The organism is Vibrio sp. 1978 (genome assembly GCF_033344345.1).
Genome location: NZ_JAWPOP010000027.1, coordinates 45,995 through 61,961, shown reverse-complemented (window position 1 = coordinate 61,961; position 15,967 = coordinate 45,995). Strand labels below are relative to the sequence as shown.

The window sequence follows — 15,967 nt, the reverse complement described above, 5'->3', positions numbered from 1 at the left end:
AGAGCGTACCACTTTCAGTAGTTGACTTCCTCTTCTACACCTATCCATGAATGTCGCACTTATTATCTGAAATCGGGGCGAATCAATAAGCGGAGACAGTGCTAGCAACTCTAAAACATTTTTTTCAAAGATTTCATCCGCGTGTCTTACCCAATCTAAAAACTTTTTTTGAGCAAACATAGGCTCGATTTCATATAAAAATTCAATACTAAAGTAAAACTCATTTTTGATAGGCAAATTGTACACTCTTCGATAGTCTTTTTTATACTCCAAATTTCCTTCTACATATTTTGAAAATGTATTTTCACCAATCTTGATATCTTGGCATTTGATTGGAGGGTAACCACGAAGAAACTCTCCTATAAGGAACTCTTCTTTCGCTCTCTTTTTTTCTTCGTTTATCGGGTCCATTCCCCAACGATGATTTGCGTACGCAATGGCATCATTCATCAACTCTGTATGATCACCTTTTCGAGAGCCGTCAGGTGACTCTACAGCATGATAAAAATCCACGTACTCTTTCTCTATAAATGAAGATAGTTGATTAACACTAGTAATATATTTATCTGAAGATTTAATCCTTAACCGAATATATAAGCTACCTTGTTTATTGATTGGTAATAGTGGATTTATTATTCTATTTTGAAAAGAGAAATAAATCGTGGCCAAGTTTATAAACTTTTCATGCCGCTCTACTTTTGAATCAATATTGAATCGTTGTAATTCAATAAAATCTTGGTATACATGACCTTCATATATATTGTTCGGACATTCAAATGATAGTACTAAGTCATCTATCTGGAATACATTATGTAACAAGTGTGCAAAATCTGGTTTCCCTCTAAACCCATCTTTAAAGATTTTGATAAAATTAATATTTATATCTCTTGTTATTTAAATATGTATTGATATTTGTGATAAGCTCTATACTAAATCCATTGGCTTTATATGCGCCATGGCGTACAAAGGTAAATAGACATCCAATTTGATTCATTTTTCTCTCATGGCTACATACTTTGCTAGCTTTTCTTGACACTGACGCTGTGTTACTCAGCCTTAGTTTTTTCGTTCAACCCCTTTACTGCTTTGGCTGTATACGAGTCGATGAGCGGAGACAAATCCAGTAATTCCAATACTTTTTTTTCAAAGGTTTCATCCGCACTTCTCACCCAATCTAAAAACTTCTGCTTAGCAAACATCGATTCGTACTTATACCAAAACTCGATGCTCAGGTAGAATTCATTTTTTATGGGTAAATTGTATACTCTTCGTAATTCACTCTTATACTTAAGATTACCTTCTGAGTATTTTGAGTATTTGTTTTTTCCAACTTCAACTATCTCACACTTTATTGGTGGATAACCACTTAAGAAACCTCTAATTAAATATTCTTCTTTTTCTCTTTTTCGGTCTTCACTTTCTGGAATTTCTCCCCATTGTTTATTCGCACGCTTAGTCAATTCTTTCATCAAGTCTGTATGATACCCCCTCATAGAGCCTTCACTTTGCTCCGGGGCATGATAAAAATCATAATATTCTCTCTCTAAAAATGAGGACAATTGACTAATATTATCAATATCTTCTCCAGTAGATTTAACCCGTAGCCTAATATATAATCCACCTTGTTTGTTAATAGGAAGCAAAGGGTTTAATATTTTCTTCTGAAACAAAAAATATACCGTAGCTAACTTTACAAACCTTTCATGCCTCTCTATTTTTGATTCAACATCGAACTGTTCTAAATTAACAAGATCCTGGTATACATGTCCTTCATATATGTTGTTCGGACACTCAAATGACAGCACTAAGTCATCTATCTGGAACGCATTATGTAATAAGTCAGAGAAATCCGGCTTTCCTCTAAAACCATCTTTACACATTTTAATAAAACTCATATGTCTATCTCTTACTCTTCAAATATGCATCAATACCTTTAAACGAACGCCTGAAATATGAGTTCTAATTCAAGTAAAGGTAAGCCACATACTAAGGTATTATGAAGGTCAAAAAGGAGATCGGATCTTTTCAAAATTTTAAATATCTAACATCACCTCCACTTTACTGAAATCTACACTTTTGAAAGTTACATCCCCTCCATCCAGCAATAGCTCATCAAACACGCCAACTATTGATAATAAGCTTGAGGATCTGATCTCCACCCATGAAATGAGAAACAAAAAAGCCAGCCTTAAAAGGCTGGCAAGTAGAGCAACAAGGTCAGTGCTTACTGCTAACTAACACCGAACTCGTATTGGATTCATTTTCGTCTGTTAGTCTCTTTTATCGGCGTTTATGACTTGCTTGCTTTCTCTTTGTGGCACGTTACCTTTACTAACTGTTCTTGCTCATCTTTAATGTTTTTCACGATACGCTCATCACGTGCGTGAATGGCATCCATGTTCATTTGCTGAATATCTGCTATAGCTTCATGTTTCATTTCAGAAAAGTCCTGACGTAAATCTGAGCTCCACTCCTCTTTGTCTAAAGTGTTAGCAGCAGCGATTGGTGATGACATTACAGCAATAAGACTTAGAGTAGATAGAAATACGCTTTTCATAATAAGCTCCTTGAGGATTAGCAGTTAATTTTAATTACAATTCATATATTGCACATACGATGCCAACTTTTATTTTGTTATTTTTCAACAGCTTAAATAAAACCTCATATTCAACGTTATCTTCGTCTGGTAAATTTCGCTAACCAAGTGTCAAATTAACCATGCGAATTTAAAACATTAGAAACATACATATTATAAATGCTTTGTCAGGCAGTTTTCTCATCAGATAATTACGTAACTGCCCACTAAAAAATCACTTTGAATCAAAATGCGGAAACAAAAAAGCAGCCCGAAGGCTGCTCCTAATCGTTAACATCAAGCTTGTTAACTCGATACGCTTGCTTCAACGCTCGACGTCACTGGCGACTTTCTGAAACGATTAATCAAACGATGGATAAACCTCTTAATCGATCTGAAAATATTTTTAATATCTTCAAGCATTAAATACAAACAAGGCACCAACACTAAAGTCAGAACCGTTGCGTACAACACCGCAAAGCCCAAAGCGACAGCCATCGGTATGACAAAACGCGCCTGCAAACTCGTTTCAAACATTATCGGCAATACACCCGCAAACGTCGTTATTGAGGTGAGAGTGATAGCTCGAAAACGAGCACAACCCGCCTCAACAACCGCTTGTTTGATGTTCATACCCTTTTCTCTCACTTGGTTTACGTAATCTGTCATAACCAGAGAGTCGTTGATAACCACGCCAGCAGCGGCGATCAAACCAAATGTCGACATCATACTGATGTCTAAACCTAGCCAGAAATGGCCCCAAATCGCCCCCGTCAGACTAAACGGAATGACGGACATTACAATCAAAGGTTGGGTATAACTTTTTAACGGTACAGCTAACAAGATGTAGACGATGATCATGCCTGCAATAAAGAACAAAATCTGTTCATTACGCTGCGCAGCCTGCTCTTCAATATCACCACCCAATTCTGTTTTCACACTCGAGAACGCTTGCTTCATATCCGGTAAGATATTGTCGTCAATGACCTTTACGATTTCTTGAGGTTCAACCAATTCTTCGTCTATCGAACCATAGACATAAACGGTTTGATACCCGCCTTCACGTCGAATGCTACTCACGCCCGGCTGCTCGTTGATCTTCACCACATCACCTAGCATGACCTTCTTACCTGCTGGTGTGGTAATCACAGCGTAACGCAATGATGAGAATGCTTCACGCGTCAGTTGCGGGTAACGCACCATAACTTTAATTTCTTCACCATCACGAATAATGCGCTGTGCTTCGCCACCATAAAAGCTGCCACCAACTTGCTCTGCGATCATGGTGAGATCCAGACCGAGATCGTGCGCTACAGGCGCAAGAGACAGGAGTACTTCTTTGCTTCCAGAATCAATAGAAGATGAAATATCATATAACCCTTCTTCCTGCTGTAAACGCTCTATCAAGTAACGCCCAGCCTCGTTGAGCTCATTGATGTTAGAGCCAAACAACAAGTAGCCAAACTCATCTCTGTCACCACCACCCGCACTCTGCTCACGGATTTTGATGCTCTTCATACCGGGAATAACAGGCATAGCTTCACGCCAACGTCGAGCCAGTTCAAATGTATTGAACGGGCGTAACTCTTCATCAACCAGAGGTACTAATACACGACCTTCGGTGCGGCTTCTGTTGTAAGACAGCACATCACGAATCATTCCTTGACCATGTTCTGCAATGGTCTCAGATTCGATCTTTTGCATGACACGTTCAATAGTCTTGAGTGCACTGATTGTCTGCTCACTTGAAACGGTATCATTCATTTCAATAGTGATCGCAGGATAGTCAGTCGGCACTTTAGGGTTAGGGATCACCCGAACATAATTCGCGTTGATCAAAGCCGCGCTGATCAGCAGTAAACCACAGAACACCGCAAACACTGTCCAGCGCCAATGGGTGCATGTTGTTACAAAGTTACGATATGGACCATTTACAAAACCAAAAAAACGTTGGTTAAATCGGTCACGCCAGCCACCTGGTTTAACTGGCTTAAAATGGGTATGCGCCAAGTGCGCTGGTAGGATCAACTTTGATTCAATCAAACTGAAGATCAAACACAGAATCACGACACCAGCAATGCCGTAAAAGAAAGCGCTATCAATACCACTCGAAAGCAAGAATGGTGCGAATACAGCAATCGTTGTCAGAACACCAAATGTCGCTGGCGTAGCAACACGTTTGACACCGCGTACCACGTTCTCGACACCGCCGCCCTTTTCTTCGATTTCACTGTACGCACTTTCTCCCATGACGATGGCGTCATCCACCACAATTCCGAGCACCATGATGAAAGCAAACAGCGAGACGATGTTCACTGTAATACCCAAAGCTGGCATCATCATTACAGCACCGAGGAAACAGACAGGTAGCCCAATCATTACCCACATAGCCAAGCGGAAACGTAGGAAAATGGTCAGCATAATCGCGACTAATGCAGCGCCTTGCAGCAAGTTTTTCAACATCATGTCGAGACGCCCATTTAAATAATAAGTCGTATCAACTAAGACTTTGAGCTTAACATCCTGCGGCAATGTCTTGTTTTTTGCTTCAATATAATTACGAACGGACTGTGCAACAGGGATAATGTTCTGATCACGAGTTGCTTCAACAGACATGTAGATCGCATTTTGCCCTGAGTATTCAAAATAGCGCTCTTCTTCCGTAAAGCCATCTTTGATCGTGGCGATATCTTGCAGTAAAACCTTCGCACCATTTGCGCCAAGCTTTACAGGAATATTTCTAAACTCATCACCACGGTAGTATTGGTTTTCAATCCTTACTGCAATCATCCCTGAGTTTGTTTTTACTTCGCCCGCAGAAAAGTTAGCTGAATAACGGCTGATCGCGCTGCTGATATCGCTCAACGTAAGGTCGTATTTACGAAGAACAAGTGGGTCAACTTCAATCGCTATTTCTTCTTCTGGCGCACTCAGATACACCAGCATGACGTTTTCTAACTGAAGTAATTCATCTTCGATTTGCTTAGCAAGCGGTTTAAGCTCCTCGAGCGGTCGGTCCCCAACTAACCCCATTTCGATTACATCTTGGCGCCATTCAACTTGGTAGACATTGATTGGTTCCATACCCGCTGGTAAGTTAGATAAGGTATCAATACGTTGGTTTACATCATCTAAGACACGCTTGATATCGGCATTAACGTCTACCTCGATGGAAACATACGCGCTACCTCTAGAGGCCGTTGAGACTGCTTTTTTAATCCCGGTGACGTCTTTAATCGATTCCTCGACCTTAACGAGAATACTCTCTTCTATCTCTTGAGGAGAAGCGCCAGGATAAGTCGCACGAACATCAATGTAGTTCACCTCAATATTCGGAAACATCTGCCTTTGAATAAAGAGAAAGCTCACCACACCCATGATAATGATGAACACCATCAAAAGGTTGGCAGCGACGGGGTTATTCGCAAAATAGGCAATTAAGCCCTTTTGTTTAGTATCTTCCATGACATACTCCTACTTACTGTACGACGGTTTCGGAGTCGTCACTCTTTTTTGCGATTTGTACCGCCATGCCTTTTTGAGGGTACTCGGGCAAGGTCAGTACCAACTTATCACTTTGCTCTAAACCTTCGCCCACCAACAAAAACTCACCTTCTGCTCTCAAAACCCTGACAGTTCTGGGTTGAAGTTGATTATCGCCATTCACTACCCACACGGTACGATTTTTTACTAATTCCTGTGGCAAGCGGTAGATATGCTTAAGTTCCTTACCAGTGAAGCTCACTTCAACGTAGGAGCCGAATTTAATTGGAGGCTGCTGGTTATCGACACCGTATGGGTCCGCGATTTGAATGACCATGTTAATCATTCGGGTAGCGCTATCAATCATGCCTAGATCACGAACTACTCGACCTTCTCTAGTGGTAGAAAACACACCTTGCTGCGTCACTGTCGCAGTGAGTTCACCAATGGATTCGGGTAAAAATGCACTATCAAAACCGGCAATCGGTACGTGCACCTCTGCCACTTCGATGTTGTTTAATGTGGCAACTCGAGAACCAGATGTAACAAATTGACCAACACCAATATCACGCTCAACAACCAGCGCATCGTAAGGTGCAACGACTTTGCAATTTTCTAACTCTCTTTTTGCTCGTTTGAGTGCCGCTTGAGCCGACTTTACTTGCGCTTGTGCGCTCAAAACGTGAGGCTTGCGTAAATACAGATCCGTCACTTGCTTATCGCTCAGTCTCTTTGCCTGACGTTTTGCCACTTCGGCTTTCGCTTGTTCCTCAATCAAGTTTGCGCGTGCACTAGCTAAATCGGCTTCAGCTTGTAAAACCGACGCTTCATAGTTGTCGCTTTCAATTGTGAAAAGAACCTCTCCTCGTTTCACGATGCCACCCGTTACAAAATTCGGGTGCCAACTTATCACTTCACCACTGACTTGCGCGGAAAGGTGTGTTTTTTCAAAAGGGACTAATTCACCGTGACTGGTAATCACCACTTTGTGATCAGTAGGAAAAAGAGAAGAAGCCTGAACAGTAGGTTCTGTAATTGCATCTTTGGTTGACTCTTTTTCCGGCGCAGTTGCGGCAATTGCAGCATATCCTGCATAAGAGCCTCCAACGACGACGAAGGGTAAAAGCCAACGTAATATGGGTTTTGCTAACATCGAAAATCCTTTTTTATTGTTGTTTTCAACACCACACTTTTATTCAGTCCATTGCTCCCGGTAAGCATGGTGATGAGAGAATTGAATTTGAATAAACATCAAAGCGGCGCTTGCCTAGTCTTTTAAGCAGCGAACTAGATAGTTATTGCCAATTCAAAGTTAATAAAATTAACAAAAAATTAACCAACTGCGCAAGTTGCTCTGACTTAACTTTTGTTCTAAACAGCAAATGACATGCCAAGCATTTATTTATTAAAAATCATATGGTTATATAAAAATCATTATTTTATCCAGTGTGCTATTGGTCATAATCACCAGATATTAGTGATTATGACCAATACGGCCATAATGATAATTAAAATAAATGATTATCTGCGCTCTAAAAGTTGAACTTAGTGCAGGCTCTATGGCAATTCATTGATTAATCGCTCGTTATCAAACGGTTCTGGGTGCATGTGGCGTCAGCTTAAGTCTATAATTTGGAGTAGGTAACACTCTGTAAGACAAGGAAATGTGCTTTGTTACAAACACTCGCCAAGTTGCTCTTCCCCTCGCTGCTCACTATTTTATCGGCATGCTCATCCGTATCGTTGAATGACGCCAGTGAAAAGTCCACCAGCTTTCAGCTCGGTTATCAAAAGGATTCTGTTCTTGCGCAGTACTTTGAAGCTTACGGGAGAGACCCTAAGTCCATAACTGGCTTTGCACCGTTAAATCAGGGACACGATGCCCTTCTTGCTCGAACCTCTTTGATCGAGTCCGCCCAGAAAAGCCTTGATCTTCAATACTATATTTACCGTGGTGACGAAACGAGTCAGCTAATAACGTGGCGCTTGTATGAAGCGGCAAAGCGTGGTGTTCGAGTAAGGCTGTTGCTTGACGATATGCAAAAGCGAAACGACGATGTGATGGCTGCCCTCAATGCACATCCTAATATAGAAATCCGCTTATTTAACCCGCATCAGTATCGCGACTCCCGTTGGTTCGCTCTTGCTAGCGATTTTGAACGTCTTAATCGTCGTATGCACAATAAGTCTCTGATTGCAGACAGTGTTTCCGCCATTGTCGGAGGTAGAAATATCGGCAATGAATACTTCTCTTTTGAATCGCAAGTTGAGTTTGGTGATTTTGATCTTCTGCTCTATGGTGAGGCGGTACAACAAACTGCCGATCAGTTCGACCTCTACTGGAATAGCGCCTATGCGATACCAATGGAATGGATTACACCGAATTCACAGCAAATTACCGACCAAGCGATTCAAAAGCAGGTCAATAAACTCCGGTTAGAGGAAAAGTTTTCAACCGGCCGCTATGACTTCACACAACTGGATATGTACCAAGATCTAAAACAAGGCAAACTCAAGCTCTACTGGGGAGAAGCGAAAGTATGGTTTGATCTGCCCGATAAAGTCGCAACCCGAGAGAGCCAACTTATTGATAATTTGTCGGAACTGGTTAAAAGTGTTGAGGATTCATTTGTGCTCATTTCTCCTTATTTCGTTCCTACTAAAGTAGGTACTCAAGCATTAAGTAACGCGGCCAAGCGAGGCGTTGATATCACGATTGTGACCAATAGCCTCGCGTCTAACGATGTGTTTGCCGTGCATGGTTGGTACGCAAAATATCGAAAAGATCTACTCGAAGCTGGAATCAAGCTTTGGGAAGTAAAAGCGAGCGCAAAACTCAAAAGTAAGTGGAGCCTCACGGGGAGTAGCAGAGCAAGTTTACACGCTAAAGCAATGACGATTGATAACAAAACACTTTTCGTTGGTTCAATGAACTGGGACCCACGTTCGGCAGCTTTGAATACCGAAATGGCCGTTGTTATCGAACAGCCAGAATATGTGCAAATGTTTCTAGAACAACTGCCGAATCAACTGTCGAGTAACGCCTACGCCTTAACTCTGCGCGACGGGGACATTGTCTGGATCGACGTAAAAACAGGCGAAGAATACGACTCCGAACCAGAAGCAGGAGTATGGCGAAAAATGGGCGCTTGGTTCTCCGGAATATTACCGATTGAAGATCAGCTATAACAGTTGCCAATACTGCAAATCTCCCCAGTCAAGCAAAACAAAATGGACGCTAGTTTTGGGCAGGGGACACAACCAACATAAGGAAGTTCAATGCCAGCGCAATGGAATGAATACTATCAGAAGATTTTAAGCCAACCTCACCGCCCAAACGTGGAAAATGCCCTGAACCTACTTAAGATAGAAGGCAAAGTCGCTCTTGATATTGGCTGCGGAATAGGTCGAGACAGTCACTTTCTCCTCGAACAGGGATTTAAGGTTCACGCATGTGATAGCAATGAAGATGCAGTAAAAACTTGTTTAACACGCTTTGAAGGTAATAAGCGATTTTCAGTTTCGCAGTGCTGTTTTACTGAGTTTAATTATCCTCAGTGCAGCTTGGTTATCGCAAATGCCAGTTTGTTCTTTTGCCCTGACAAAGGCTTCAAACAAGTCTGGACAAAAATAGACAGCGCATTACAACCGGGCGGTATCTTCTCCGGTGATTTCTTGGGAGTGAAAGACTCCTGGGTTACCTTCGAAATGCACCCAAACATTACCGCATTAACAAAAAAGGAAGTGGAAAGCTTATTCGAAGGTTACGACCTCATTTCATTGCATGAAAGAGATGAAGACGGGACCACTGTAGTCGGAAGCCAAAAACATTGGCACATGTTTAGTGTGACCGCTCGAAAGCGCTAAAAATGGTCTCTCAGTAAAGAAAGCAGCACTTCAAATCAGTGCTGCTATCAGAGATTAATTGACGGGATACACCACTTCAAAACGCTCTAAAACCAGCGTACGTTTCTCATGCCAATCGATGTTCAACTCATCGCATTCAGCTCTAAAAAATGCAGTATGAGCATCACGCCACCAGTTTAAGGTTCTATCACCTTCGCCTTCTGCGAAGGCAAACTCTGCGGTTACATCCTCATATTTGCATGTACTTACGTCAGTAATTCGTATCACGCAAACTGGGTCCCCATCCCAATTCGTCACTACTTGTAAATGACCGACTTGGGGCATGATTTCACCATGTTCTCGATACCAAAGCTCCAAACTGCACGATGCAGTTTTCTGTCCAATACGAACCAAATCTGCGCATACATTCGCGTTGTATTCGTCGGCACAATAATAGTCAGCACTGACTGATGGTACAGCTTCCCTTTGTTCTGGTGATAATAATTCTAGGAATTGTTCTAAGTAATCCTTAGCTCGCGCGTCCATGCTCACTCCATTAATCATAAATTCGCAAGGAGGATAAAAGATATCACAACAAATAACCACCAGGAACAAACTGAAAAACAACAAGAATATGACTTCTACGTAGACGACTGTTATTTCTTTTGTAATAACTTTGCTAAACGTTTGTGCTATTTGCTATTGTTGCATGGTCTATCTGTACTCTTCTCGTGAAAGGACGTTATATGCGCTTATTTATTGGTATTTTTTTCTCGCTGATACTTGCCTTGCCAACAATGGCATCGGAGGAAAAGTATTCAGAATCGGATCTGTTAGATAGACCATTAATGGAACGCTATATTTTAGATGAACTAAAAGCGCTACGTCAGGACTATCAAAGCCTAGAAAAGCGAATGATCACAGAGATCACCGATCGCGAGCTAACGGTCGCAGATAAATCGTTGAATTATGCCAACGTGACCGTTACATACTTCTTCTACATCATTGCTGGTGTCGCATCGCTGATTGCCTTTGTCGGATGGCAATCTCTGCGCGAGTTTAAACACAACACCAAAGAGATGGCTGATAAACGATTGGAGAAGATCGCCCAAGAATACGAGAAAAAGTTTGTCGCCCTTGAGCGAGATTTAAAACGCAAAACTCGCATTATCAGTGAAAACAACAAAGAGATTGAGAAAATCAACGAGATCCATAACTTATGGCTACGTGCACAAAGCTCTCAAACTCCAGAACAACGTATTGAAATCTATGATGAAATCTTATTAATTCGTCCAGGTGATTTAGAAGCGTTGACTTACAAAGCCGACGCAGCGATGGAAATCAACGAATACCATTGGGCACTTAGCATTTGTAACCGCGTACTTGAAGTCGATTACACCAACGGCCCTGCACTGTATCAACGCGCGTGTGCATACTCTCGCCTTGGTATCGAAGAGCAAGCTATTGAAGACTTGGAACGCGCAATTGAATACAGCCCATCCATTCGTGATTTACTTGCAGAAGAACGAGACCTCGAATTGCTGCACGGTAATGAGCGTTTTGAAAAGCTCTTACATCTAGCAAGCGAATAATGGAATAAACAGCATGAGCAGCCACTTTAATCTAGAAGACGCTAGCCAAGTATTGGTTGGTGCTTTTGCCCTAGCAGTCCCGATCTCATTTTCGGAGGAGGCGTGGCGATTGGGTGAGAGCCTACCAATGGCAAACTTGCTCATGCTGTTAAGTCTTTCTGTCATTTTCCTCAGTTTTTTCGCGTATCAAAGCGTGTTTCAAAGCCACATCAAGAATCGCGTATCCATCTTTATTTTTCGTGTGGTTATCGCGTACCTCATTGCGGCCGTTGTGGTAGCGTTAGTTCTTTTCTGTCTTGATAAGCTGCCACTCATGAATGAGCCTTTGGTTGCGATAAAGCGCGTTATCGTCATCACAATGCCTGCTTCGATGGGCGCGATCGTAGTCGACAGTTTCGACAAAGAATAGAGATAATCGCTACTCTTCTTATAACGTTAAGTTCGACCCCGAGTGGTCTTTCCCTAATACATCTTCTGGGTTTCGCAGTGCGCAGGTTTCTAACGACAAGCACCCGCAGCCAATGCATCCGCCTAAATCGTTTTGCAACGCTTTAAGTTTTTGAATCTTTTGTTCTAACTGTTCATGCCAATGGCTTGCCATTTCTTCCCATTGCGCTTTGTTAGGGGCTTGGTGTTTCGGCAGTTCATCTAACGCATGTTTAATTTCTTCTAACGACAACCCAACTTGCTGCGCTGCTTTGATCACCGCAACACGGCGCAACACACTGCGATGGTAGCGACGCTGATTACCTTGATTTCTCCAACTCGAAATCAGTCCTTTTTGCTCGTAAAAATGTAGGGCAGATACTTTCACTCCAGAACGTTTTGCCACTTCTCCTACGCTGATTTCCATCCTTGACTCCCTGTGTATCAATTTTGTTAAAAAAATGCTTTACCTCAAGTTTACTTGAGGTTTTAAAGTTGCACCATCTTAATTAACGCTAAACCCCGGCGATCTCAAGATAATGTGTTCAGCGCGAACGACTTGGTTGTTAAACACAAGACAGTTGGACATCAACCTTTTGAAATCCATCGGGAGTTAGAGGCAAACATAATGAAAAATAAAACTCAGCCGTACTTAGCTGGCCGCTTCTTCGACAGTATCTCCTCTGGCTTATTCATGATGGCGCTGCCATGGGTCATGCTTTCCGAACCTAACATGGGTACATTCGTCGCTTTAGTTTCTCTGAGCTGCACCGCGATTTCTTTTCTAGCAACGCCTTTCTTTTCCACTTTAATTGACCGACATTCACGCAAAGTACTACTCGTGCTCAATCAATGGATTCAATCGGGTATGGCTTTGGTGGTGTTCATTGCTTATTGGTTAGGGTTTGAGTCACACTGGTTACTGGCTTTTGCACAATTGGTGTATTGGGTTTCGAGTAATTTTGCATGGACGACCAACAACGCCTTCACCCAAGAAAATTATCAGCACCATGAGTATGCGAAAATTTCGGGTCAGCAAGAAATTGTAATGCAATCCACAACCCTCGGAGCTGGCGCGTTGGGTATTGTTTTGCTTGAAATGTGGGGTATGAAAGAGTTTGCTTTGTTTGCGGCCAGCGCCTCTGCGTTAGCAGCGATGTTCTATATTCTGACGCCTTATACCCAACAATTAAGGGCATCAAAATCCGTTGCTTTCATCGCGCAACTCAAAGAGAGCAAACAAATATTCCGTCTCGAACCTCGATTTTATGGCTTTATTCTGCTCTCTTGCCTCTCTTATCCTGCATTGACGTATTTGAGCAAACTGGTGCCGATTTGGTTTTCTGAACAAGGCATCTCTGGCGATTGGTTTGCAGGGTTCAACATCAGTTTTGGCCTCGGCTCGTTGCTAACCGGCTTTATTGTCACCAAAGTGCTAAGCCGTGCCTCCCATAGCCACATTATGTTCGCTTCGATGGTTATGGTCTCTTTTGCGCTTATCGGTATGAGTTTTGCGATGAGCCCGCTGACCATCTTATTGTTTACGGCGCTGTTTGGCGTATTTAACGCGCTAAATCGCATTGCGAGAGTCAACTGGATGCATCATACCGTAGCGGTTCATCAACGAGGTCGCGTCGATGGCGGCATCAGCATGTTTGCCACCACCATTCAATCTCTCAGTTACGTGTTAATCGCGATGTTAAGTCATTACGAGCTAACACAATACGGTTTTGCAATAGCAGCTGTTGTCATGGTGTTAGCAGTGGTTTTGATGGGATTACTCAGCCGAGACGTCGAGCCGTTTAACGACCTGCCCCTTCATGCAGCAGCAAAGTGAAGCATAGAAGTTGAGAAGTTGAGAAGTTGAGAAGTTGAGAAATTGAAAAAGCGAGATAAGAAGGCAACCAACATCGTCTTCCTATTTTTTACGCCAGCACTTTTGCCTCTATCGCTTATCAGCAAGGTTGGGTATTCTGAGGTGACCAACATGAGCAGGGGGAAATCGCAGTGAACTTAAGGCAATTAGAAGTCTTTTACGCCATTATGCAAGCAGGAACGGTGTCAGGCGCGGCTCGCTTACTGCACGTTTCCCAACCTAATGTCACTCGAGTTCTCGCCCATACAGAACAACAACTGAGCTTCGCTTTATTTGAGCGTGTAAAAGGTCGCCTCGTTCCCACTCAAGAAGCCAAAGCCTTATTGCCAGAGGCTGAAAAAGTCTATCAACAACTCGGACAATTTCGCTCTCTGACCAACAAAGTCAAACAGGGAACTCAACATTTACGAGTCGGTGCCCCGCCTGTTTTGGCCGCGCACTTGTTAGCGCCGACTGTCGCGTTGTTGTCGAAAGAGCACGGCATCTCCTTTGAGCTATTAACGGCCAATCGCGATGAGCTGTGCTCAGGATTACTGAAACATGAACTGGATGTCGCCATTGCGTTCGGTGAAGAAACACCACCAGCGATCATGGGGCACGTGTTATTGAAAGAAAACTTAGCACTGATCGCTCCTAAAAGCGCAGCGATACCCGCAGAAAAAACCGTCATTTTAGAAGAACTCATCAGTCACGATTTACCCATTATCGGTTTAGATAGCCGAGACCCTCTGGGCTTGCTGTTACATCAAACCTTGTCAGCGCGTGACGAGCATTATCAACATGCCATTACCGTCCGCAGCTACTCCGCGGCGGCTGAACTGGTGAAAAACGAAGCAGGATTCGCGATTGTAGACCCTTGGACTGCAAAACAATATCGCCAAGATAATGCCGTTTCCGTGCATGCTTTGGAGCCAAATATGTCCTTCTCTGTCTCTATTTTATTCGCAGAGCACACACCTCAATCCATTGCGACAAAGCAATTTATCACCGCTCTAAAACAACAGATGGTTTAAAGGTATAACCTGAAGTTATACCTGCCTAACAAATAAGCATTCGGTTTCCTAAATCAGTCTGGCTAAATTAATGAGCAATAACGATGACGAAGGGAACCATCATGCAAATTGCTCAACCTTACCTACTTTTTCTTGGCGATGTAACCGATCCACTTGCAGCAAAAACCGCGCGTGGCATTTACCAATGGCGACCTGAGATTTGCCTTGGCCAAATCCGCCTGACGCCAGAAACCGTATCGCTTGGTTTAACCGACATGACAATACAACAAGCGCAGCAGCAAGGAGCAAAAACGCTGGTGCTCGGCACGGCAAATCCAGGAGGCGTCATTCCCGAAGCTTGGCAAGCAACCTTACTTGAAGCGGCAGAGATGGGATTTGAAATTGCATCGGGCATGCATCAACGTTTGGCGGAATTTTCTCCTCTTGCCGATCTAGAACAACGCGGATTAACCAAACTGTATGATGTTCGCCATTATGATGCCCCGCTCAAGGTCGGCAATGGCAAAGCTCGTGCAGGCAAGCGAGTACTTACTGTAGGAACAGATTGCTCCGTTGGCAAAATGTACTCTGCCCTTGCCATTGAGTATGCATTGAAGCGTAAAAACTGTCGTGCAGAGTTCAAAGCAACGGGTCAAACCGGAATTCTCATCGCAGGCAGTGGCATTTCGATTGATGCCGTAGTTGCCGATTTTATCTCCGGCGCAGTAGAAGCGATCAGCCCTGAGTTCACCGATCACGATTGGGACATCATCGAAGGGCAAGGTTCATTGTTTAACCCTTCGTTTGCTGGCGTAAGTTTGGGCTTACTTCACGGCGCACAAGCTGACGCTCTGATACTGTGCCATGAGATTGGTCGCCCGCACATCCGCAACTTACCACATGCGAGCTTGCCAACCATTGAACAAACGATAGAAGCGAATCTGGCCGCTGCTCGCCTAACAAATCCAAACGCTCAATTAGTGGGTATTTGCTTGAACACTTCGGCGGTCAGCGAAGAAGATGCAGCCCAGTTATGCCAGGATTGGAGCGACAAATACCAAGTGCCCGTCACCGACCCTGTACGTTTTGGCGTTGATGCGGTTGCAGATAGGCTCCTTACGATTTAAGAAACATTTACGGTTTAGAAAATAACTGCGGTTTAGGGAAAACTAGTGAG

14 protein-coding genes are annotated in these 15,967 nt (G+C 43.1%); 7 read left to right on the top strand and 7 right to left on the bottom strand.

Features of this window, described 5'->3' with window-relative positions; genetic code table 11:
• The 5 genes from R8N49_RS20520 to R8N49_RS20500 form a co-directional block, all read right to left on the bottom strand.
• The coding region (locus R8N49_RS20520; protein WP_318190062.1) for a hypothetical protein at window positions 1-669 on the bottom strand (669 nt) is incomplete at its 3' end.
• A gap of 377 nt (window positions 670-1,046) precedes the next feature.
• A complete protein-coding gene (locus R8N49_RS20515; protein WP_064354528.1) occupies window positions 1,047-1,895 on the bottom strand; it encodes a hypothetical protein in 849 nt (282 codons plus the stop codon).
• A 395-nt stretch (window positions 1,896-2,290) separates the two neighbouring features.
• Window positions 2,291-2,557: a hypothetical protein gene (locus tag R8N49_RS20510; protein WP_005373876.1), complete on the bottom strand. Its 267-nt coding sequence runs from the start codon at window positions 2,555-2,557 to the stop codon at window positions 2,291-2,293.
• Window positions 2,558-2,881: 324 nt separating this feature from the next.
• Entirely contained in the window at window positions 2,882-6,040 is a 3,159-nt protein-coding gene (locus R8N49_RS20505; protein WP_186585496.1) for an efflux RND transporter permease subunit, read from the bottom strand.
• A 13-nt stretch (window positions 6,041-6,053) separates the two neighbouring features.
• The gene (locus R8N49_RS20500) at window positions 6,054-7,211 is read right to left on the bottom strand and encodes an efflux RND transporter periplasmic adaptor subunit (RefSeq protein WP_318190061.1); all 1,158 of its coding nucleotides are present in this window, start codon (window positions 7,209-7,211) and stop codon (window positions 6,054-6,056) included.
• A gap of 518 nt (window positions 7,212-7,729) precedes the next feature.
• On the opposite strand from R8N49_RS20500, the gene R8N49_RS20495 reads away from it, so the two are divergent.
• Both R8N49_RS20495 and R8N49_RS20490 read left to right on the top strand, forming a co-directional pair.
• Entirely contained in the window at window positions 7,730-9,247 is a 1,518-nt protein-coding gene (locus R8N49_RS20495) for a phospholipase D family protein (protein WP_171344242.1), read from the top strand.
• 90 nt (window positions 9,248-9,337) lie between these two features.
• Window positions 9,338-9,925 (top strand): class I SAM-dependent methyltransferase, encoded by a 588-nt coding sequence (locus R8N49_RS20490; RefSeq protein WP_186585497.1) that lies wholly within the window; start codon window positions 9,338-9,340, stop codon window positions 9,923-9,925.
• Window positions 9,926-9,979: 54 nt separating this feature from the next.
• On the opposite strand, the gene R8N49_RS20485 is transcribed toward R8N49_RS20490, so the two are convergent.
• Complete coding sequence (locus tag R8N49_RS20485) at window positions 9,980-10,450, bottom strand: ASCH domain-containing protein (RefSeq protein ID WP_186585498.1); 471 nt, start codon at window positions 10,448-10,450, stop codon at window positions 9,980-9,982.
• Window positions 10,451-10,650: 200 nt separating this feature from the next.
• Between R8N49_RS20485 and R8N49_RS20480 the strand changes: the two genes are divergently transcribed.
• Both R8N49_RS20480 and R8N49_RS20475 read left to right on the top strand, forming a co-directional pair.
• Window positions 10,651-11,496 (top strand): tetratricopeptide repeat protein, encoded by an 846-nt coding sequence (locus tag R8N49_RS20480; RefSeq protein WP_005373890.1) that lies wholly within the window; start codon window positions 10,651-10,653, stop codon window positions 11,494-11,496.
• A 13-nt stretch (window positions 11,497-11,509) separates the two neighbouring features.
• A complete protein-coding gene (locus R8N49_RS20475) occupies window positions 11,510-11,905 on the top strand; it encodes a DUF2391 family protein (RefSeq protein WP_005373896.1) in 396 nt (131 codons plus the stop codon).
• Between the two features lie 18 nt (window positions 11,906-11,923).
• On the opposite strand, the gene soxR is transcribed toward R8N49_RS20475, so the two are convergent.
• Window positions 11,924-12,349, bottom strand: coding sequence for a redox-sensitive transcriptional activator SoxR (gene soxR / locus R8N49_RS20470; RefSeq protein WP_318190060.1), 426 nt, complete (start codon window positions 12,347-12,349; stop codon window positions 11,924-11,926).
• A gap of 201 nt (window positions 12,350-12,550) precedes the next feature.
• Between soxR and R8N49_RS20465 the strand changes: the two genes are divergently transcribed.
• From R8N49_RS20465 to dgcN, 3 genes are all read left to right on the top strand, one after another.
• Complete coding sequence (locus R8N49_RS20465) at window positions 12,551-13,759, top strand: MFS transporter (protein WP_025767996.1); 1,209 nt, start codon at window positions 12,551-12,553, stop codon at window positions 13,757-13,759.
• A gap of 170 nt (window positions 13,760-13,929) precedes the next feature.
• On the top strand, window positions 13,930-14,811 hold the full coding sequence (locus R8N49_RS20460) for a LysR family transcriptional regulator (RefSeq protein ID WP_025767997.1): 882 nt from the start codon (window positions 13,930-13,932) through the stop codon (window positions 14,809-14,811).
• Between the two features lie 101 nt (window positions 14,812-14,912).
• Entirely contained in the window at window positions 14,913-15,917 is a 1,005-nt protein-coding gene (gene dgcN, locus R8N49_RS20455; protein ID WP_025767998.1) for an N-acetyltransferase DgcN, read from the top strand.
• Window positions 15,918-15,967 lie beyond the last annotated feature (50 nt).